Annotated in this window: 17 protein-coding genes and 1 pseudogene; 13 read left to right on the forward strand and 5 right to left on the reverse strand. The window is 62.1% G+C overall.

Annotated elements, in window-relative coordinates:
• The first annotated feature begins 69 nt into the window (after positions 1 to 69).
• The gene (locus tag AC0V7N_RS21535; protein ID WP_475450409.1) at positions 70 to 2,853 is read left to right on the forward strand and encodes a valine--tRNA ligase; all 2,784 of its coding nucleotides are present in this window, start codon (positions 70 to 72) and stop codon (positions 2,851 to 2,853) included.
• 97 nt (positions 2,854 to 2,950) lie between these two features.
• Here the strand turns inward: AC0V7N_RS21535 and AC0V7N_RS21540 are convergent, their stop codons facing one another.
• On the reverse strand, positions 2,951 to 3,130 hold the full coding sequence (locus tag AC0V7N_RS21540; RefSeq protein WP_475450410.1) for a hypothetical protein: 180 nt from the start codon (positions 3,128 to 3,130) through the stop codon (positions 2,951 to 2,953).
• 80 nt (positions 3,131 to 3,210) lie between these two features.
• Here AC0V7N_RS21540 and AC0V7N_RS21545 point away from each other — a divergent pair, with 80 nt between their 5' ends.
• The 4 genes and pseudogenes from AC0V7N_RS21545 to AC0V7N_RS21560 all read left to right on the forward strand — a co-directional run bounded on the left by AC0V7N_RS21545 (position 3,211) and on the right by AC0V7N_RS21560 (position 8,940).
• A complete protein-coding gene (locus tag AC0V7N_RS21545) occupies positions 3,211 to 4,431 on the forward strand; it encodes an OmpP1/FadL family transporter (RefSeq protein ID WP_475450411.1) in 1,221 nt (406 codons plus the stop codon).
• A 394-nt stretch (positions 4,432 to 4,825) separates the two neighbouring features.
• Complete coding sequence (locus tag AC0V7N_RS21550) at positions 4,826 to 6,091, forward strand: OmpP1/FadL family transporter (protein ID WP_475450412.1); 1,266 nt, start codon at positions 4,826 to 4,828, stop codon at positions 6,089 to 6,091.
• Positions 6,092 to 6,381: 290 nt separating this feature from the next.
• Positions 6,382 to 8,103: a dihydroxy-acid dehydratase gene (ilvD, locus tag AC0V7N_RS21555; protein WP_496627232.1), complete on the forward strand. Its 1,722-nt coding sequence runs from the start codon at positions 6,382 to 6,384 to the stop codon at positions 8,101 to 8,103.
• Positions 8,090 to 8,940: pseudogene (locus AC0V7N_RS21560) on the forward strand (tetratricopeptide repeat protein). The gene ilvD and the pseudogene AC0V7N_RS21560 overlap by 14 nt, the downstream one beginning before the upstream one ends.
• 208 nt (positions 8,941 to 9,148) lie before the next feature.
• On the opposite strand, the gene AC0V7N_RS21565 reads toward AC0V7N_RS21560, so the two are convergent.
• From AC0V7N_RS21565 to erpA, 4 genes are all read right to left on the reverse strand, one after another.
• Entirely contained in the window at positions 9,149 to 9,466 is a 318-nt protein-coding gene (locus AC0V7N_RS21565) for a hypothetical protein (RefSeq protein ID WP_496627233.1), read from the reverse strand.
• A gap of 90 nt (positions 9,467 to 9,556) precedes the next feature.
• Positions 9,557 to 10,351, reverse strand: coding sequence for an exodeoxyribonuclease III (xth, locus tag AC0V7N_RS21570; protein WP_292869203.1), 795 nt, complete (start codon positions 10,349 to 10,351; stop codon positions 9,557 to 9,559).
• Between the two features lie 6 nt (positions 10,352 to 10,357).
• A complete protein-coding gene (locus tag AC0V7N_RS21575) occupies positions 10,358 to 10,750 on the reverse strand; it encodes a VOC family protein (RefSeq protein ID WP_475450415.1) in 393 nt (130 codons plus the stop codon).
• 4 nt (positions 10,751 to 10,754) lie between these two features.
• Positions 10,755 to 11,102: an iron-sulfur cluster insertion protein ErpA gene (erpA, locus tag AC0V7N_RS21580; RefSeq protein ID WP_475450416.1), complete on the reverse strand. Its 348-nt coding sequence runs from the start codon at positions 11,100 to 11,102 to the stop codon at positions 10,755 to 10,757.
• A 90-nt stretch (positions 11,103 to 11,192) separates the two neighbouring features.
• Here erpA and AC0V7N_RS21585 point away from each other — a divergent pair, with 90 nt between their 5' ends.
• The 8 genes from AC0V7N_RS21585 (at position 11,193) to AC0V7N_RS21620 (ending at position 21,041) form a co-directional block, all read left to right on the forward strand.
• On the forward strand, positions 11,193 to 12,407 hold the full coding sequence (locus AC0V7N_RS21585) for a deoxyguanosinetriphosphate triphosphohydrolase (RefSeq protein WP_475450417.1): 1,215 nt from the start codon (positions 11,193 to 11,195) through the stop codon (positions 12,405 to 12,407).
• Between the two features lie 62 nt (positions 12,408 to 12,469).
• Positions 12,470 to 14,227, forward strand: coding sequence for an arginine--tRNA ligase (gene argS, locus AC0V7N_RS21590; RefSeq protein WP_475450418.1), 1,758 nt, complete (start codon positions 12,470 to 12,472; stop codon positions 14,225 to 14,227).
• Positions 14,228 to 14,330: 103 nt separating this feature from the next.
• Complete coding sequence (locus AC0V7N_RS21595) at positions 14,331 to 16,835, forward strand: hypothetical protein (protein WP_475450419.1); 2,505 nt, start codon at positions 14,331 to 14,333, stop codon at positions 16,833 to 16,835.
• A 761-nt stretch (positions 16,836 to 17,596) separates the two neighbouring features.
• Positions 17,597 to 17,827: an SPOR domain-containing protein gene (locus tag AC0V7N_RS21600; protein WP_475460434.1), complete on the forward strand. Its 231-nt coding sequence runs from the start codon at positions 17,597 to 17,599 to the stop codon at positions 17,825 to 17,827.
• Between the two features lie 166 nt (positions 17,828 to 17,993).
• Positions 17,994 to 19,013, forward strand: coding sequence for a beta-N-acetylhexosaminidase (gene nagZ, locus AC0V7N_RS21605; protein ID WP_496627234.1), 1,020 nt, complete (start codon positions 17,994 to 17,996; stop codon positions 19,011 to 19,013).
• A 62-nt stretch (positions 19,014 to 19,075) separates the two neighbouring features.
• Positions 19,076 to 19,876, forward strand: a complete 801-nt coding sequence (locus tag AC0V7N_RS21610; RefSeq protein ID WP_475460436.1) for a segregation and condensation protein A — start codon at positions 19,076 to 19,078, stop codon at positions 19,874 to 19,876.
• The gene (gene scpB / locus AC0V7N_RS21615; RefSeq protein ID WP_475450420.1) at positions 19,873 to 20,640 is read left to right on the forward strand and encodes an SMC-Scp complex subunit ScpB; all 768 of its coding nucleotides are present in this window, start codon (positions 19,873 to 19,875) and stop codon (positions 20,638 to 20,640) included. The genes AC0V7N_RS21610 and scpB overlap by 4 nt, the downstream gene beginning before the upstream one ends.
• A gap of 179 nt (positions 20,641 to 20,819) precedes the next feature.
• Positions 20,820 to 21,041, forward strand: coding sequence for a twin-arginine translocase TatA/TatE family subunit (locus tag AC0V7N_RS21620; protein WP_013895102.1), 222 nt, complete (start codon positions 20,820 to 20,822; stop codon positions 21,039 to 21,041).
• Positions 21,042 to 21,051 lie beyond the last annotated feature (10 nt).

Below are 21,051 nucleotides of genomic sequence, written 5' to 3' on the forward strand. Positions count from 1 at the left end.
TTGACTTGGCCCAGACCTTCCGATTTACACCGAACCAGCAAAAATCCCGACAGCGCGGACCATTTTCCCATGCTTGAAAAGACCTACGACGCCAAGACCGTCGAGCCGAAGATCGCCAAAATCTGGGAAGACGCCGACGCATTTCGTGCCGGCGCAGGCGCCGAGGAGGGCGCCGAGGCCTTCACCATCGTCATTCCGCCGCCCAACGTCACCGGCTCGCTGCATATGGGGCACGCGCTCAACAACACGCTGCAGGACATTCTGGTGCGCTTCGAGCGCATGCGCGGCAAGAATGTGCTGTGGCAGCCGGGCATGGATCATGCCGGCATCGCCACGCAGATGGTGGTCGAGCGCCAGCTGATGGAGAAGCAGATCCACCGCCGCGATCTCACGCGCGAGCAGTTCATCGAGAAAGTGTGGGAATGGAAGGCCGAATCCGGCGGCGCCATCTTCAACCAGCTGAAGCGGCTCGGCGCCTCGGCCGACTGGTCGCGCGAACGCTTCACCATGGACGAGGGCCTGTCCAAGGCCGTGCTCGAAGTGTTCGTCACGCTCTACAAGGAAGGCCTGATCTACAAGGACAAGCGCCTTGTGAACTGGGACCCGAAACTGCTGACAGCGATCTCCGACCTCGAGGTCGAGCAGCAGGAGGTCAACGGCAATCTCTGGCACTTCCGCTATCCGATCGAGGGTGAGGCCTTCGACCCGGAAAATCCGAAGACCTTCATCACGGTGGCGACGACGCGCCCGGAAACGATGCTGGGCGATACGGCCGTGGCGGTGCATCCGGACGACGAGCGATACCGGCATCTGGTCGGCAAGAACGTGGTGCTGCCGATCGTCGGCCGCAAGATTCCGATCGTGGCGGACGAGTATTCCGATCCGGAAAAAGGGTCCGGCGCGGTGAAGATCACGCCGGCGCATGATTTCAACGACTTCGAGGTCGGCAAACGGCACAAGCTGCCGGCGATCAACATCCTCACCATCGAGGCTGCGATAAACCTCAAGGATAATGAGGATTTCCTCGCCGGGCTCGAGGTGACGCCGGAACGCCAAGCTGTCTGGGACGATCTCAACGGGCTCGACCGTTTCGTCGCGCGCAAGAAGATCGTCGAGCTGATGGAGGCTGGCGGCTTCCTCGAAAAGATCGAACCGCATCGCCACGCCGTGCCGCATGGCGACCGCGGCGGCGTGCCGATCGAGCCGTTCCTGACCGAACAGTGGTATGCCAATGCGGCCGAACTCGCCAAGCCGGCGATCGCCTCGGTGCGCGAAGGCCGCACCAATTTCGTGCCGAAGAACTGGGAAAAGACCTATTTCGACTGGATGGAAAACATCCAGCCCTGGTGCATCTCGCGCCAGCTGTGGTGGGGCCACCAGATCCCGGCCTGGTACGGACCGGACGGGCGCGTCTTCGTCGAGAAGACCGAGGAAGAGGCGCTGGGCGCGGCTATCGAATATTACCTGGCGCTGGAAGGGCCGTGGAAAGGCTGGGTCGAGGACAAGCTCGAGAACTACAAGCCGGGCGAGATCCTGACCCGCGACGAGGATGTGCTCGACACCTGGTTCTCGTCGGCGCTGTGGCCGTTCTCGACGCTGGGCTGGCCGGACCAGACGCCCGAGCTGAAGACTTATTACCAGACCGACGTGCTGGTGACCGGCTTCGACATCATCTTCTTCTGGGTTGCCCGCATGATGATGATGGGCCTGCACTTCATGGACGAGGAGCCGTTCCACACCGTCTATGTGCATGCGCTGGTGCGCGACAAGAACGGGCAGAAGATGTCGAAGTCGAAAGGCAACGTCATCGATCCGCTCGATCTGATCGACGAGTTTGGCGCCGATGCGCTGCGCTTCACGCTGACGGTGATGGCGGCGCAGGGGCGTGATGTGAAGCTCGACCCGGCGCGTATCGCCGGTTACCGCAACTTCGGCACCAAGCTGTGGAACGCGACGCGCTTTGCCGAGATGAACGAAGTCGCCCGCAATGACGATTTCTGGCTGAACGACGCCAAGCTGGCGGTCAACCGCTGGATCCTGACCGAGCTGACGCGGGCCGCACGCGAGATCACCGACGGCATCACCTCATACCGCTTCAACGAGGCGGCCGGTGCTGCCTATCGCTTCGTCTGGAACCTGTTCTGCGACTGGTATCTGGAGCTGCTGAAGCCGGTGTTCATGGGCACGGACGAAGCGGCCAAAGCTGAAAGCCGCGCCTGCGTTGCCTTCGTGCTCGACGAGATCTACAAGCTCTTGCACCCGATGATGCCGTTCATGACGGAAGAGCTGTGGGCGCAGACGGCGGGTGAGGGCAAGGAGCGCTCCTCGCTGCTTTGCCACGCCGCATGGCCGTCGCCGGACTTCGAGGACGCGGAAGCGGCCGCCGACATTAACTGGCTGGTCGACCTCGTCTCCGGCATCCGCTCGGTGCGTTCCGAGATGAACGTGCCGCCAGCGGCGATCGCGCCGCTGGTCGTGGTCGGCGCCAACGATGTCACGCGCGAGCGGCTGGTTCGCGAGGACTCCGCGATCAAGCGGCTGGCGCGTGTCGGCGACATCTCGCTGGCTGACACGGCACCCAAAGGCTCGGCGCAGATCGTCCTCAACGAGGCGACGATCTGCCTGCCGCTCGGCAGCCTGATCGACCTCACCGCCGAGGCTGCCCGGCTGCAGAAGGAACTGGCCAAGGTGACCGAGGAAATCGCCCGGCTGCACAAGAAACTGTCCAATGAACGGTTCGTCGCCAGCGCGCCGGCCGAGATCGTCGACGCCGAGCGCGAAAAGCTCGCCGAATACCGCGACGCGCAGGACAAGCTTTCAGTGGCTTTGACCAGGGTTCGTGACGCCGGCTGAGGCGGCAGGATTCGGCTTGCTCGGCGTGCCTTCAGCGGAGGTGTTTTGCCTCGAAAATAGGCATTCCGCTGCGTTAATTTTGACGTAAACGGAAACTTTAGCCCCATTGTTGCCATAATGTAACAATGGGGTCGTAATCCCCTGAAAGCGGCTTTTTTTGAGCCGTTTTGGGCTTTTTCTCTTCATTTTCTAGTCCGGCAAGCCCGCCTCGGGCCGTTTTTAGCCTTACGGTACGCCTGTCCATTTTGTCGAAAATGCGTTTGGCGAACATGTACATGTACGCGCCATGAATTCGTTGTTGCGCCGTTAACCTGAATTGGTTCTAGCTTGATGCACTCGAATTCGGGGAGGACATTCATGACTATTCTGCGACTGAAAGCGCTGCTGGGGGCTGGGTGCTATTCGCTTGCATTGATCGGGACGGCACATGCCGGCGGTTTCGACCGCGGCGGCGTCAACATCGACCAGCTGTTCGACGCCGCGCCATATTCGTTCGACGCCGGCGTCACCTACGTGTCGCCACAGCGCAAGCTCAAGAATGTGCAGCGCCTAGATGGTTCAGGTCTGTCGACGTCGGAAGTAGACGTCGGTGGTGACTATGCCGTGCCTCGAATCGGAATCAAGGCTACCATATTTGAACCTGTGGACTGTCTCGCAAGCTATTCTAAGCCCTACGGCGCTGACGCGGATTACGGAACGAATAACGCATATTCGACAACCGCATCCAAATACTCGGTCAAAACGAACGATTACGGCCTTACCTGTTCCTATAAGTTCAACGTCGGGAAAGGCTCCCTCAGATTCATCGGCGGCGTTTCCTATCAGGATGTCGATGCGTTTCTGTCTCGTCAGACGCTATTGGCTTTTGGCAACACGGGCCTCGGAAAATTCCACCTTACAGACTCAGCATGGGGATGGCGCGCGGGCACCGCTTATGAAATCCCGGACATCGCTCTGCGTGCGAGCCTGATGTATTATTCGAGCTACAAATATGATGGACTTTCCGGAACTGTCGATACGACAGGCTTTAGCGGAACGTTTCCGGCAAATATCATACCGGGCTCTACTGGAATATATCCAGTGTCCGCCTCCGCCGAGATACCGCAAGCTCTCGAATTCAAGTTGCAGAGCGGTATAGCTCCAGGTTGGCTTGCCTTTGGCTCAGTGCGTTGGCAGCAGTGGAGCAAGCTTGGCATCATTCCAATCACTGGCGTGCGTAGCCCCGTGACAGGTGCTCCTTCGCCCGTTTCCTTCGATTTGCTCTATCGCGATGGCTGGACGATTTCGGGCGGCATCGGTCACAAGTTCACTGACCAGCTATCTGGCCTGGTTTCGCTGACTTGGGATCGTGGAACCTCGACAGTCTCCGGTTATCAATCCGACACATATGCCTTGGCGACCGGCATCTCCTACTCACCGAACGACAAAGTGGAAGTCAGGCTTGGCGGCTCGATCGGCGTGCTGACCAGCGGATCGTCAACTTTCCCTGGCGTTGGCGATACGGCAAATGCCGTCACCTATACCTATGGCAATGATCTGCTCTTGGCAGGCTCAGCTTCGGTCAAGATCAAATTCTAGGATTCTAAACATTCGGACGAAAGGGCCGGGCACGCGCCCGGCCTTTTCGTTTGCCCGATCGGCCGATCTGCGAGTGCCAACGCTATTCTAAACCGGCATTCCGTTGCGTCATGGTTGACGTTAACGGAAGTTTTCGCCGCATTGTTGCCATAATGTAACAGCGGACAAATTAGCTATTGAAGATGTTATTTTTGCGCTGTTTTCATCTGATTTTCCTGGGTTTTTGGCTGGGCATTGGGCGAAGACAGGCATTTCGGCTCGACGGCATTGATGGCCTTACATCGGGAAAGGCATTTTCTCAAAAATACGTACATGTACGCCTCTTGAAATCGTTGTTGCACTACCCACGCAAAATGGTTCTTGCTTGGGTTGTGTTCGAATTCGGGGGCGATTCATGTTCAATCTGCGTCTTAAAACGCTGCTGGGGGCAGGGTGGTTTTCGCTGGCTTTGCTTGGGACGGCGATGAACTCGGCGCATGCTGGCGGCCTTGAGCGCGGCGGTTATGACATCGACCTTCTGTTTGACCCTGCCCAAGTCACGGGTGAGGTCACCGGCACCTATGTGATGCCGCAACGCAACCTCAAGAACGTGAAGGACACCGATCCATCTGACGGCCCCCTTAACCTCATTCCGGGTTTCTCCAACAGTGCTCGCGATACCGAAAGTTATTGGGTGCCGAGCGTCGGTATCAAGGCGGGTATGGGACCCGTTGACTGTCTCGTCGACTACGGCCAGCCAATCGGTGCGTCCAGCAACCCGGGTCGGAACTGGGCCGGCGCGAACAGCAATGTTAACACCCAGGTGAAGAGCGAGGCCGTGGGCGGCACCTGCTCTTACAAGATGGATCTCGGCAAAGGACAGTTTCGTTTCATCGGCGGCGTGTTCCACGAAGATGTTTCTGGCTTCAAAGAACAATTGGTGGCTCCCATTCCCGGTGCGGGCATTGGGCGCCTTGACCTCGAGGGAGACGGCTGGGGATGGCGAGCCGGCGTTGCCTATGAGATTCCGGATATCGCCCTGCGAGCCAGCCTGGTCTATAATTCGGCGGTCAAGCTCGACAGTTTGGATGGTACGCTGGATCTGACTCAGGTGCCTGCGGCCCTCAATCCGTTAAATCCGTTTTTGGGAAAGGTGACGAACGTCAGCGGTTCCTCGGAAGTTCCGGATTCTCTGGAGCTCAAGCTTCAGTCGGGCATAGCTCCCGGCTGGCTGGCATTCGGATCCATAAAGTGGATGAATTGGAGCGAGCTGCAGAGCATTCCGTTTTGCCCGACCGGCACGGCTTCGTGTACCACAACCAGCTCTTCAAAGCTTACCTCGCTTGATTTGCTCTATCGCGATGGCTGGACGGTTTCCGGCGGTATCGGCCACAAATTCAACGATCAGTGGAGCGGTGCTGCGATTATCACCTGGGATCGCGGAACAACGACCGGCCTGAGTGCCCAGACCGATACCTGGACCCTCAGCGGTGGCGTGGCCTACACGCCCACTCAGAACATCGAGCTCCGCTTCGGTGGAGCGATCGGCGTGCTGACCAGCGGATCTATACACCCGGCCGTTAGCACGGATGATGGTCTAACATATGACAATGGCTACACCGCCGACTTCGGCAATGACCTTGTCACGGCACTTTCGACTTCATTGAAGGTCAAGTGGTAACTGACTGAGATTGAACAGGAAAGGCCGGGCATTGCCCGGCCTTTTTCTTTTGTGCCGGCGTTGTCGCTGGCCTCGTCATCCAAGCTGCGTTGCATATAAGCCGCACTGGGGCCGCCTCGTGCGATTGTGACGTTTTGGCAACACTTTCTGAACAACCCCTGCGCTAGAAGTCAGGTCGAGGAAATTGCCCATTTCCCGCCATAAACCCGGCGCACCTCGATCTTGTCTCGGGACACGCGCCAAAAGGCTCGGCGATGGGACAGGCCGCACCGCCCGCGGCAAGGATGAGAATGGACGCCAAGGTCATTTCAAAGGCTAAGCTCCCTAGCCGCCATGTGACTGTCGGTCCGGCGCGCGCGCCGCACCGGTCGTATCTCTATGCCATGGGGCTTTCCGCCGAGATCGCGCAGCCGCTGGTCGGCGTCGCCTCCTGCTGGAACGAAGCCGCCCCCTGCAACATCTCGCTGATGCGCCAGGCGCAAGTGGTCAAGAAGGGCGTCGCGGCTGCCAACGGCACGCCGCGCGAATTCTGCACCATCACCGTCACCGACGGCATCGCCATGGGCCACCAGGGCATGAAGTCGTCGCTGGTGTCGCGCGAGGTGATCGCCGATTCGGTCGAACTCACCATGCGCGGACATTGCTACGATGCGTTGGTCGGGCTGGCCGGCTGCGACAAGTCGCTGCCCGGCATGATGATGGCCATGGTGCGGCTCAACGTGCCGTCGATCTTCATCTACGGCGGTTCGATCCTGCCCGGCAGCTATCGCGGCCGCCAGATCACCGTGCAGGACGTGTTCGAGGCGGTCGGCCAGCACTCTGTCGGCACGATCAATGATGCCGAGCTGCTCGAGATCGAGCAGGTGGCCTGTCCGTCGGCCGGTTCCTGCGGCGCCCAGTTCACCGCCAACACCATGGCCACCGTCGCCGAGGCGATTGGTCTGGCGCTGCCCTATTCCTGTGGTGCGCCGGCCCCTTACGAAATGCGCGACCGTTTCAATTTCGCCTCCGGTGAAAAGATCATGGAACTGATCGCGAAAAACATCCGGCCGCGCGACATCGTCACGCTGAAGGCGCTGGAGAATGCGGCGACCGTGGTTTCCGCCACCGGCGGCTCGACCAATGCGGCGCTGCATCTGCCGGCGATCGCGCATGAGGCGGGGATAAAGTTCGACCTGTTCGACGTGGCGAAAATCCTCGAGAAGACGCCTTACATCGCCGACCTCAAGCCGGGCGGTAAATATGTCGCCAAGGATATGTTCGAGGCCGGCGGCATTCCGCTGTTGATGAAGACGCTGCTCGACCATGGCTATCTGCATGGCGATTGCCTGACGGTCACTGGCCGCACTTTGGCCGAAAACATGGAACATGTTGCCTGGAATGAACATCAGGATGTGGTCCGCCCGGCCAACAGACCAATTACCCAAACCGGCGGTGTCGTGGGGTTGAAGGGAAACCTCGCCCCCGAAGGCGCGATCGTGAAGGTCGCGGGCATGGCGGAGTTGAAATTCTCCGGCCCGGCGCGCTGCTTCGATTCGGAAGAGGAATGTTTCGAAGCGGTGACGCATCGCAACTACAGGGAAGGCGAGGTTCTCGTCATTCGCTACGAAGGACCGCGCGGCGGCCCGGGCATGCGCGAGATGCTGTCGACGACGGCGGCACTCTACGGCCAGGGCATGGGCGGCAAGGTGGCGCTGATCACCGACGGCCGCTTCTCGGGCGCGACACGCGGCTTCTGCATCGGCCATGTCGGGCCGGAAGCCGCGGTTGGCGGCCCAATCGGTCTCATCCGGGATGGTGACGTGATTTCGATCGATGCAGTGAACGGCACGATCGAGGTGGCGCTGACCGAGGCCGAACTGGCGGCGCGGGCCAAGACTTGGAAGGCGCGCACGACCGACTACCAGTCGGGTGCGATATGGAAATACGCACAGACGGTCGGGTCTGCCCGCGACGGCGCGGTCACCCATCCGGGCGGTGCGAAAGAAACACACTGCTATGCGGATATCTGAGTTGTTGAGGTCAACACCAGAGTTGTTGAGGTCATCTGTCCTTCCGGCACTGGTCGCTGTCGCGATCTTTGGCGCCGTGGGCCAGGCTTTGGCCTTCGACGACAAGGTGTTCGACGACAAGACCGGTGTGAAGCCGCAGTCGAGCCCCTGGGCGGTGTTCCAGTTCGGCTTCTCCGCCTACAAGAACGGCCACAAGGAACAGGCCGCCGAAGCCTATAAATACGCCGCCGAAAACGGCCAGATCGGCGCCACCTGGAAGCTTGCCCGCATGTATGCCGAGGGCGACGGCGTGGCGCGCGACGACTATGAGGCGTTCAAGTTCTTCTCAGAGATCGTCGACCAGGATGTCGAGCCCGGTTCGCCTGAGGAAAGCTACGTCTCCGACGCGCTGGTGGCGCTCGGCGATTATCTGCGCACGGGCATTCCCGGCAGTCCGGTTACCGAGAACGAGGTGGCGGCCCAGGAATATTACATGCGTGCCGCCGCCAACTACCGCAACCCGAACGCCCAGTTCGAGATGGGGCAGATGTTCCTGAAGGGCGAGGGCGGCGTGAAGGCCAGCGTCAAGCAGGCCGGGCGCTGGTTCCAGCTCGCGGCCGAAAGGGGCATGCCGGCGCCCAGGCGACGCTTGGCCATCTCTTGTTCCAGAGCGGCAAGATCGTTCGCGGCCTGGCGATGATGACCGCGGCACTCGAGCGCGCCTCGCCTGCCGACCAGCCCTGGATTCGCGGCATGCAGGAAGAGGCTTTTGCCGCGGCCGGCGAAGCCGACCGGCGCACGGCGATTTCGCTGGCGGATGACATCCTGACCAAGGGCACCGCCAACACGGAACAGTGAGTCGTCTGCCGATCTCCCCCCTCGTGGGGGAGATGCCTGGCAGGGCAGAGGGGGGCGCTGTCCCTCCGGCCTTATCAGTCAATTGCACATTGCAGGTGGTTAAGTCTCGGCACTGCGTAGGTTGGACGAGAGGTGGCGATCCTTCGCGCCCCCCTCTGGCCTGCCGGCCATCTCCCCCACAAGGGGGAAGATCAGCTATCTGGAAAAATCAGTTCTCGGTCGGCTCCGTCGGCACCATGCTTGGCGCTGGCGTCGAGATCGGCGTGACATGCGGGTGCGGCGCCATCGTGTTTTCAGGGCAGCTGTCGCCGACTTTCGTCCAGGATGTGTTGTTGAGCACCATCTCGCAGCGAGCCAGATGACTCTGGTCGGCAACCGTCAGGCAGGCGACCTGACCGACCGGATAGGATTTTCCATTGGCGAGACATTCCGGGGCGGCGAAAGCCGGCACCATGGCGGCCGTGGCAAATGCCAAGCCGATCGGACAAACAACAAATCGAATGGTCATGGGAACCCCGGCCGCCATGATGATCTCCCATCATGCGCCTGAATGTGGCGATATGAGGTCCAGCATCGACGTGCTTGGCCTCAGGCCTCGGGGCGCAGGGCCTTTCGGCTAGGCCGGCTGTAGCGCGAGATCGATCGCCACCGGCACGTGATCGGAGGGCTTTTCCCAGGCGCGTACATGCTTCTCGATGGAGGCCGACGAGAATCGGTTGGCGGCTTCCGGCGACAGCAGCAGATGGTCGATGCGGATGCCGTTGTTCTTCTGCCAGGCGCCGGCCTGATAGTCCCAGAAGGTGTAGGTGTCGGGCGCATCGGTGACCGCGCGCACCGCTTCGGTGAAGCCGAGGTTGAGCAGCCGCCGGAAAGCCTGCCGCGTCTGCGGCTGGAACAGCGCGTCGCCCAGCCAGTTCTCCGGAAAGCGCGCGTCGATCGGCTCGGGAATGACGTTGTAGTCGCCGGCCAGCACCAGCGCCTCTTCCAACCTCAGCCGCTCCTCGGCCCAGCGCTCCAGCCGCGCCATCCAGGACAGTTTGTAGGGGAACTTTTTCTCGTCATCGATCGGATTGCCGTTCGGCAGATAGAGTGAGGCGACCCGAAGCGCGCCCTTGTCGGTCGAGAACACGCCTTCGATGAAACGCGCCTGCTCGTCGGTGTCGTCGCCCGGCAGGCCGCGATTGACTTCGTCGAAGCGCAGCTTCGACAGCAGCGCCACGCCGTTGAAACCCTTCTGGCCATGGGTTTCGACATTGTAGCCCAGCGCCTCGATCTCGGCGCGCGGGAACTGCTCGTCGACCGTCTTTATTTCCTGCAGGCAGACGATGTCGGGCGCGCTCTCGGTCAGCCAATGGGTGAGGTTGCCGATGCGGGCGCGAACGCCGTTGATGTTCCAGGTGACGATTTTCATGGCGGTCTATTCTTCCTGCGGCGGATGGCGTTCGACGAGGCCGATCGTATTGCCTGCCGGGTCCTTTAGAAAGGCCATCCACTCGCTTTCCCCCGCCGGACCGAATGTGCCTTCGGTGTCGCGATGGACAAGCGCTGGCGGCGCGGTGAAGGGAATGCCCGATGCCTTTGCCTCGGCGTGGAAGGCTTCGAGGCCCGTTATGTCGAGATAGACGGTCCCGGCCGGCACACCGTCGGTGAACAACAGACGCACATCGCCCGCCATGATGAAGGCGATACCGGGGGGATCGTAGCGGGCGTGAACGCCCATGCCGAGCACATCGCGCCAGAAGGCCAGCGTCGAATCAAGGTTGCGTCCGGCCGACAGCGCGACCTGACGGACCGCACCTATGCCAGGCATGCCGCTAGATGGAGAAGCTCGTGCCGCAGCCGCAGGAGGCGACCGCGTTCGGATTGCGGATCTGGAAGGACTGGCCCATCAGATCGTCGACGAAGTCGATTATCGAGCCGCCCATATAGACCAGCGACAGATCGTCGATCAGCACCGTGGCGCCGTCCTTCTCGATGGCGACGTCGTCGTCGTTGCGCGCATCGACCAGGTCGAACTTGTAGGAAAAGCCGGAGCAGCCGCCGCCTTCGACGGAAACGCGCAGCGCCGTCTTGCCGGCCTCGCCAGAGACAATCTTGGCGATCCGTCTGGCCGCGGCCTCGGTCATGTCGACTTTCATGGCAGTCTTGGCATCCGCGCCCATGGGCGTCACCTTGCTTTCGGTTTCACATGATAGGTATGAAGCGCGAGGGGCCAAGTCAACTAGATCAAGTCAACTGCGGCAGCATCAGCCATGACCAATGAGTTGGGCGACATCGGATTCGGCTATCGACCGCGCGCGGCCTATGCCACCGATCCGGCGCGCTCGCGCGGCCGGCTATTCGACGAGGTCGAGAGCCCGACCCGCACGCCGTTTCAGCGCGATCGCGACCGCATCATCCACTCGACGGCCTTCCGGCGGCTCAAGCACAAGACCCAGGTCTTCATTGCGCATGAAGGCGACCATTATCGCACAAGGCTGACCCATTCGATCGAAGTGGCGCAGATCGCGCGTGCGCTGGCGCGGGCGCTGCGCGGCGACGAGGATCTGGCCGAAGCGGTCGCGCTGGTGCATGATTTCGGCCATACGCCCTTCGGCCATACCGGTGAGGACGCGCTGAACGACAAGATGGCCGCCTGGGGCGGCTTCGACCACAACGCGCAGTCGCTGCGCATCGTGACGCGGCTTGAGGCGCGCTACGCCGAATTCGACGGGTTGAACCTGACCTGGGAGACGCTGGAGGGCCTGGTCAAGCACAATGGCCCGCTGACGGACACCGGTGGCAAAGGCCTGAAAGGGCCGGTGCCGCAGGCAATTCGCGATTATTCGGAGCTGCAGGATCTCGAACTCGACCGGTTCGCCGGCATCGAGGCGCAGTGCGCTGCGATTGCCGACGACATCGCCTACAACACGCATGACATCGATGACGGGCTGCGGGCTGGGCTGTTGACGCTCGATATGCTGAAGAACGTCTCGCTGCCGGGGACGATCCTGGCGGGTGTGCGCGAGCGCTACCCTGCACTCGATGATGTGCGCACCGGCCACGAACTGATGCGGCGCCAGATCACCGCTATGGTCGAGGATGTCATTGTCTCGGCGACCGCCAATCTGGAACGTGTCGGGCCGCGCAGCGCCGATGCGGTGAGGGCGGCGGGCGAGACGATGGTGACCTTTTCCGCCGAGATGGCCGCGGCCGAGAAGGAACTGAAGGCTTTTCTCTACAAGCACCTCTACCGGCACAAGGAGGTGATGCGGGTGCGCGCCGGCGCGGAGCAGATCGTCAGGGATCTGTTCGACGTCTATTTCGCCGACCCGCGCGCCATGCCGGATGGCTGGCGCGAGGGGCTGGACAGGGCCGAGGATCGCATCAAGGCGCGCAGTGTGGCCGATTTCCTGGCCGGGATGACTGACACCTACGCGCTCAAGGAACACAGGCGTTTGTTTGACCGCACCCCGGATTTGAGCTAGGGCGGGCGCGATTTTGCCGGCCAACGAGCCGGATTCGCCATAAAGCCGCCAGAGCAATACCCATGAACATCTTCGCCGATTTCACCGCGCGAGTCACAAAGGCTGTCGAAGCGCTTGATCTGAAAGACAAGGACGGCGTTTCGCCCGACCTGTCGCGCATCGCCGTCGAGCCGCCGCGCGACCCCAGCCATGGCGATCTCGCGACCAATGCGGCAATGGTGCTGGCCAAGCCCACCGGCCAGAACCCGCGCGCGCTGGCCGAAAGGCTGGCACTGGCGCTTCGGGACGACAAGGATGTCGCTGCCGTCGAGGTTGCCGGTCCCGGCTTCGTCAATCTGAGGCTCAAGGACGGCTTCTGGCAGGCGCATCTGTCGGCCCTTCTGGGCGATGGGCGTAATTATGGCCGCTCGACGATCGGCGCCGGCCGGAAAACCAATGTCGAATATGTCTCCGCCAACCCGACGGGGCCGATGCATGTCGGCCATTGCCGGGGCGCGGTTGTCGGCGATGCGCTTGCCAATCTGATGGCGTTTGCCGGCTACGACGTGACCAAGGAATACGTCATCAACGATGCCGGCGGACAGATCGACGTGCTCGGCCGGTCGGTCATACTGCGGTATCGGGAGGCGCTCGGCGACGAGATCGGCGAGATTCCGCCCGGCCTTTATCCAGGCGATTATTTGGTTCCTCTCGGTCAGGCGCTGGCGACAGAGTTCGGCCGCAGCCTGCTCCAAATGCCTGAGGATGAGGCGCTAGCCATCGTCAAAGACCGCGCCATCGACGCGATGATGGCGATGATCCGCGATGATCTGGCGCTGCTCAACGTGCATCACGACGTGTTCTTCTCCGAACGCACGCTGCACGCCGACAATGCCAGGAAGATCCGCTTGGCGATCAATGATCTGACGCTGAAGGGCCATATCTACAAGGGCAAGCTGCCGCCTCCCAAGGGCGAGAAGCCTGACGACTGGGAAGATCGTGAGCAGACGCTGTTCCGCTCAACGGCGGTCGGCGACGACATGGACCGGGCGTTGGTCAAGTCCGATGGCTCATTCACCTACTTCGCCGCCGATGTTGCGTATCTGAAGGACAAGGTCGATCGCGGCTTCGTCGACCTGATCTACGTGCTTGGCGCCGACCATGGCGGTTACGTCAAGCGGCTGGAAGCCTTGGCGCGGGCGATTGCCGGCGACGAGGTGAAGCTCACGGTTCTGCTCTGCAATCTGGTCAAGCTGTTTCGCGACGGCGAGCCGGTCCGGATGGGAAAAAGGGCTGGGAATTTCATCACGGCGCGGGAAGTTATTGAAGAGGTGGGCCGCGACGCGGTGCGCTTCATGATGCTGTTCCGCAAGAGCGATGCGCCGCTCGACTTCGACTTCGCCAAGGTCACCGAACAGTCCAAGGACAATCCGGTGTTTTATGTGCAGTACGCCTCGGCGCGCTGCCATTCGGTGTTCCGGCAGGCCAGTGAGCAGCTGGGCGAGGCGAATTTCGATCGCAAAAGCCTGGCTGCCGCGGCAGCTTTGCTGACCGACGAGGGTGAGCTTGGCCTGATCCGCAAACTTGCGGAATATCCGCGCCTGATCGAGTCGGCCGCTCTTGCGCTGGAGCCACATCGGCTGGCATTTTATCTCTATGATCTGGCTTCCAGTCTCCACGGGCACTGGAACCGGGGCACGGATAATCCGGACTTACGTTTTGTTAAGGTTAACGACCGACAATTGACGCATGCCAGACTAGGGCTGGTGCAGGCTGTTTCGGACGTTCTCACGTCCGGCCTGACGCTGATCGGGGCCGCCGCGCCCACCGAAATGCGTTAGGTTTGACTAAAACACCTGTCACCTTTTGCCCACATTGCGCTGGTAAGGGCCAACCCTGCGCGACGTCCATGGCGTCCGAATGAGTGCGAGTTCGGGAACAATAATGGCAGACAGAACCCAGCTGAGAGTAGCCGACAACAACGACATCGCTGACGATGATCCGTTCGCGGAACTGACCAGGATCATGGGATTCGACCCACGCCAGCCGGTCAAGCAGCAGGCGCCGGCCCAACCGCAGGCCGCTAGTCAGTCCACGCAAGGGGACGATTTCGAGATCGACCTCGAAAAGGAACTGATGGGCGAGTTCGACGCTGGCGACAGCGCTGCCGCTCCGGTTGTCGAGGCTCATGAGCCGGCATTCGAAACGGCGGCCACGCATCCTGCTGACGACGATCTTGCGGCCGACGACGATCTTGCGCTGTCGCTCGATGACGATTTCCATCTGGACTTCACCGGTGCCGATGACCATGCGGTCGTCGCCAGCCATGCCGATACCGGCGCTGCCGAAGTCGCGCCGGCTGTCGAACCTGCCTTCGACGTCGATTTCGACAATGCCGTCGCCAGTTCGCTCGAGGATGTTTCGCCCTTTGAAGACGATCTGCCGATGGAGGACGAGCTTGCCGCGTCGCTCGATCGGGATTTCCACATCGAGGACCATGCCGTCCAGATCGAAGACGAGGCCGTCGAGCCCCAGCATGCCGTTGCCGAAGTGCCGGTGGCTGTCGAGCCGGCCCCCGAGCTTGAATTCGATGATGCGGTCGCGCTTTCGCTCGAAGACGAGCTGATGCTGGACGACCATTCCGCGGATCAGCACCATGTGGCTGCGGCCGCGGTCGACTATCCAGAGCCGGTGCTGGCCGCCGCGCATGAAGCCCAGGCGATTTCCGACGAGGATTTCGAGGGTCACTTCGACGACGCCATGGCCGATGTCGATATGGATTTTGACGTTCAGTCGGACGAGCCGGTGCTGGCCGCCGCGCATGAAGCCCAGGCGATTTCCGATGAGGATTTCGAGGGTCACTTCGACGACGCCATGGCTGATGTCGATATGGATTTTGACGTTCAGGCGGACGAGCCGGTGGCCTTTGATGGCGCGGAAACGCACGAAGTGCTCGCCGATGCCGTGGACGCCAGTGGCGACTTCTCAAGCCCTGAGGCCGTTTCGGATGATGCGTTCGATCTGAGCTTGGACGACGCGTTCGCCGAGCCTGTCGAAGAGCCGGTCGCCGAAATTGCTGCCCCGGTCCCGCCGATCGCTCCGGCAGCCGTCATGGCCGAGCCGGTGCAGGCCCCCGTGGCGGACGAACGAAGCCTCGAAGACGAGTTGAACGCGCTTCTGGGCGCCATGACGGCGCGCACGCTGCCGTCGGCCAAGGAGCCTGTTGTGGCTCAGCCTGTCATCGCTCAGCCCTTTGTGGCTCAGCCGGCTGCCGCTCCCGTTCAGCAGTATGTTCCCGCGCCTGCAACGGCTGCCGAGGAACCTGGCGATCTCGACTGGGATCTCGACGAACAGGCGCCCGAGGATCTGCATCCCTCCAGCGCCGCTGATGCCGATCTCGACAATCTGCTGCTCGATGAGCTTCAGGGCCAGGATCTTAGCTCTGATGCAGCTGGTCATGTCGATGTCGATTTCGACAATGATGCGTTCGACGCGGCCTTGGCCAGGAACCTCGATCCGCGTGACGAGGGTGCTTCCCAGCAGGCCGATTCCCTCGATTGGCTGGCCGAACGCTCGGCGCCGACCGAGCCGACCCGTTCGTGGAGCCGCGTGACGCCGGTTCCCCAGCAGCCGGCATTCGCCGCGCAGCCGGCCGCCTCGATGGCGGCCAGGGCCGCCGCGCCTGAATTGGCTCCAGCAGTGGCTGTTGTGCCGTCCTACCGTGCGCCCGAGCCGGTTGCGGCTGCTCCCTATGCAGCCCACGTATCCGCTCCGCTGCAGCGACAGTCCCCGCGCTACGAAGACATGCCCGATGTCGAAACGGTTGATGTGCCGGAGCGCGTCGTGGCGCTGGCGGACGATCTCGACATTCCGGAACTGCATTTCGAGGAAGATGAGCCGGCCTCGCCTGGCTATGACGATCTCGACGCCGAGTTCGCCAGCCTGCTGACGGAAATGAATTCGGTGGAGGTCGCGCCTGCTCCTGCTGCTCCCGCGAGCAGCGCTGCCTATGCCGACGAATCTACAACGCCGGATTCACTTCGGGCTATCAGGCTCCGTCCTATGAAGAGCCCAAGCCGGGTTATGACGGGGTCAAACCGGCCTTCCAGCCGGAAGCGCGGACCTATGCGGCGCGTCCGGCGGAAATGCCGGCCCGCGCTGCGGCCAACACAGGCTATGCCGACGCCGCTGACGGCTTCGATCTCGACAATCTGCCCGGCAGCCAGCCGGTCTCGCAGGCGGACGATTTCACCGTCGATGAACTCGACTATGATCCCGAGCTGGACGAGGCGATGTCCGTTCCCGGTCTCGGCGAGCGGGAGGCGGCGAGGCCTTCGGGCCGCCGCGGCCTGTTCATCGCAGCGATCGTCGGTGCCGTGGCGATCGCAGGCGGCGTTGGTGCCTTTGCCCTGCATTTGGGCGGCAAGGGCAGCAGCGAAGCTCCGGTGATCGTCAAGGCCGACAATTCACCGATCAAGGTCAAGCCGGAAAATCCGGGCGGCACCGTGGTGCCGAACCAGGACAACAAGGTCTATGACGCGGTGGTCAAGGGCGCCAAGCCCGCTGAACCCGTGCAGCAGAAGCTTGTCACCAACACTGAGGTCCCTGTGGATGTGCAGGCGAAGGATCCGGCCCGTGCCGTCGATCTTTCTGCTGATCAGAGTGCCGCCGGCGGAGCCGACGCCGGCAATGCCGCGCCCACTGCAAGTGCTGCGGCGGCCGACACTGCCGCGCCGGTCGACAATGCGGCGCCCGCGCCCAAGTCCGAGGATCGCATCGCGCAGGTGCTGCAGGATGCCGACAAGGGCACCAACACCGATGTCGTTGCCGTTGCGCCGCGCAAGGTGAGGACCATGGTGGTCAAGTCGGACGGCTCGCTGGTGCCGCGCGAGGATCCAGCACCGGCCGCGCCGCAGGTGGCGGCGGCTGAGCCGAGCGATCCGGCGCCGCAGCATGTCGCCCCGTCGGCCCAGGCCGATGCCGACCAGACCGGCACCGTGGCGCCCGCCGCCGCCCAGGCGAACGACGAGCCGGCCCTCAAGCCGGCAGCCAAGCCGGCGAAGGCGCAGTCAGCCAACACTCCGGCCAAGGTTGCGATCGCGCCGCAGCGTCCGTCCGATCAGCCGGTCGACGTCGTCGGCGAGGTCAAGCCCGATCAGGTCGCTTCCATCGATCCGGCAACGACGGCGACCGGTGGCGGTTCGTGGTCGATGCAGGTTGCCTCGCAGCCGACGGTGGAAAGCGCCCAGTCGACCTACCAGGATCTGCAACGCCGCTATGGCAACGTGCTTGCCGGCCGCACCGCCAACATCGTCAAGGCCGAGATTGCCGGCAAGGGCACGTTCTACCGGGTCCGCGTTGTCGCCCAGTCGCGCAACGATGCCATCAATTTGTGCACCAGCTACAAGGCTGCCGGCGGCAACTGCTTCGTCTCTCGCTAGACGCGTTCAACGAATCAAAGCCGGCGCGGCCCAAGGTAGCGCCGGCTTTTTCATGTGCCAGCGTTTTTCATGTGCCAACGTTTTTCATGTGGAAGCATGTCCGGCATTGGACGGCATGTGTCCGGAGACGATTCCCTTTGATCGCTCGAAGCCCTAAACTCCTGATATGACCGAATCAAAATCCATGATCCTCGGCTGTGCCGGGAAATCGCTCACCCGCGAAGAAATCAATTTCTATCGCAATGAATGCCCGTGGGCCTTCATCCTGTTTGCCCGCAACATCGGCGAGACCGAGCAGATCCGCGATCTGGTCGCCGAGATGCGCGACTGTATCGGCCGCCCGGACGCGCTGGTGTTCATCGACCAGGAAGGCGGCAGGGTGCAACGCCTGCGGCCGCCGCTGGCGCCGAACTATCCGGCGGGTGGGGCGCTTGGCGCGCTGTGGCGCGACGATCATGACGCCGGCGCCCGTGCTGCCTGGCTGATGGCGCGTTTGCACGCCTTCGACCTCTTGCGCTACGGCATTACGGCGGATTGCCTGCCGGTACTCGACGTGCCGATCGAGGGCGCCAGCGACGTCATCGGCGCTCGCGCCTATGGCAAGGAGCCGAGACCGGTTATCGAGCTCGGCCGTGCGGCGGCGGAAGGGCTGATGGCGGGCGGCGTGCTGCCGGTGATGAAACACATTCCGGGCCATGGCCGGGCCTTTGCCGACACGCATTTCGAGCTGCCAATAGTCAACGCCTCGCTCAGCGATCTGCAGCGGCATGATCTTGCCCCGTTCCGGGAGCTCAACGACCTGCCGATGGCGATGACGGCGCATGTCGTCTATAGCGCCATCGACCCCAACAACCCGGCAACGACGTCGGGCAAGGTCATCGACGAGATCATCCGCCGCGAGATCGGCTTCGATGGGTTGCTGATGAGTGACGACACCTCGATGAAGGCACTTTCTGGGGATTTCCCGACAAAGGCGGCCTCGATCCTTGCGGCGGGCTGCGATCTGGTCCTTCACTGCAATGGCGTTTTCGAGGAGATGGCGGGCATCGCGTCGCGGACCAAGGGGCTTGAAGGCAAGTCGCTGGAGCGCGCAAAGCGGGCACTGACCTATATAAAGAAACACGACGCGGTCGAGGAAACCGAGATACGCGCTGAATTCGCCACCTATTTCGATGCGGTGGCCTAACGAAGGGAAGTAGCAGGGCAGTGGCGGAAACATTGGAAAGCAAGGCCGCGAAGGCCGCACCGATGGACCGTCTGTGGGCCGAGAATGACGATTCACGCGTCACCGGCGATCCGTCGCTGGTCGTCGACGTTGCCGGCTTCGAAGGTCCGCTCGATCTTCTCTTGCATCTTGCCCGCACCCAGAAGGTCGATCTGGCGCGCATCTCGATCCTGGCGCTGGTCGAGCAGTATTTGACCTTTGTCGAGACGGCGAGGGCGCTGCGGCTGGAGCTTGCAGCCGACTATCTGGTGATGGCGGCGTGGCTCGCCTTCCTCAAATCGAAGCTGTTGATCCCCAAGCAGCCGGGCGAAGAAGGCGAGAGCGGCGAGGAACTGGCGGCGGTGCTGCAATTCCGGCTGAAGCGGCTGGAAGCCATGCGCGACGCGTCGGCGCGTCTGGTCAACCGCAACCGGCTCGGCCGCGACGTGTTCGCGCGCGGCATGCCGGAAATGGTCATCATCGAGAAGCGCAACGCCTATTCGGCGTCGCTCTACGATCTCTTGACCGCTTATGCCCAGCAGCGGCAGAAGCAGGCGATCAACAATGTGACCATCGCCAGGCGTGGTGTCTGGTCGCTCAAGGACGCGCGCGACATCCTGACCCGCCTGGTCGGAGCTGTCAGCGACTGGACGACGCTGGAAAGTTTCCTGATCGTGTACATGACCAGCCCTGAGGAGAGGCGCACGGCGATCGCCAGTTCCTTCGCGGCAACATTGGAACTGGTGCGCGACGGCACGATGGATTTGCGGCAGGATCAGACGTTCGCACCGATCTATCTGCGCGGCCGGGTGCAGGCAATCAAGGCAGTCGAGGTGGCATCATGAGCGAACGCGCCAACGCTTCGGTTATCCCCTTCAAGGTGGATGATGGGCCGGAAGAGGGGGATCTCGACGAGGCTTCCGTCCAGAATTCGACCCAGAACCCGGCCGAGCGCCTGCATATGGCGGAGGCCGTGCGCATGGCCGAGGCGATTGTCTTCGCCAGCGCCGAGCCGGTCAGCGAAAAGCAGCTTGCCGCGCGCCTTCCCGACGGCATCAACATCGCCCTTGCCATGGCCGAGTTGCAGCAGGTCTATGCGCGGCGCGGCGTCAATCTGGCGCGCGTCGGTGATGCCTGGGCGTTCCGCACCGCCGGCGACCTGGCCTTCCTGATGAGCCGCGACACGGTGCAGCAGCGCAAGCTGTCGCGGGCGGCGCTCGAAGTGCTGGCGATCATCGCCTATCACCAGCCGGTGACGCGCGCCGAGATCGAGGATATCCGCGGTGTCGAGACGTCGAAGGGTACACTCGACACGCTGCTCGAGACGGAGTGGGTGCGCATGCGCGGCCGCCGCAAAACACCCGGCCGTCCCGTCACCTACGGCACCACCGAAACTTTCCTCGACCATTTTGCACTCGAGGAAATCCGCGATCTTCCCGGCATGGAGGAACTGAAGGGCGCCGGCCTGCTTTCGGGACGCATGCCGTCGAACTTCTCCATTCCGCAGCCGCCGGCCGATCCCGATGCACTGACCGAGGACGAGGATCCACTGACCGACATCGATCTCGAGGAACTCGGCCTTTTGACGCCACGCGTCACGGAAGATTGACCGCAAGCGTCTATCAAAAGCGGCTTTACGCCTTTACATGCGCCGTTTGGTAGCGGGCCGCCTTGCCGAAAATGCGTGACTTCCGCCAGCCTTTCATAAACTCTGTCGCGGTTGTGTTTGAATCCCAACGCGAAAACGCATAGATCATCGCCAGGGAAAACATTCGAGAGAGATTTGCTATGGGTTCATTTTCGATTTGGCACTGGATGATCGTGCTGGTCATCGTGCTTCTGGTGTTCGGCCGCGGCAAGATTCCGGAGCTGATGGGCGACATGGCCAAGGGCATCAAGAGCTTTAAGAAGGGTATGGCGGACGACGACGTCGCCGAGGACAAGCGCACCGTCGAACACCGTGCCGATGAGACCGTTTCGGCCGTGAAGGAAAAGGCCAGCAAGAGCTGAGCCAAAAAGT

Source organism: Mesorhizobium kamtschaticum (assembly GCF_056174585.1).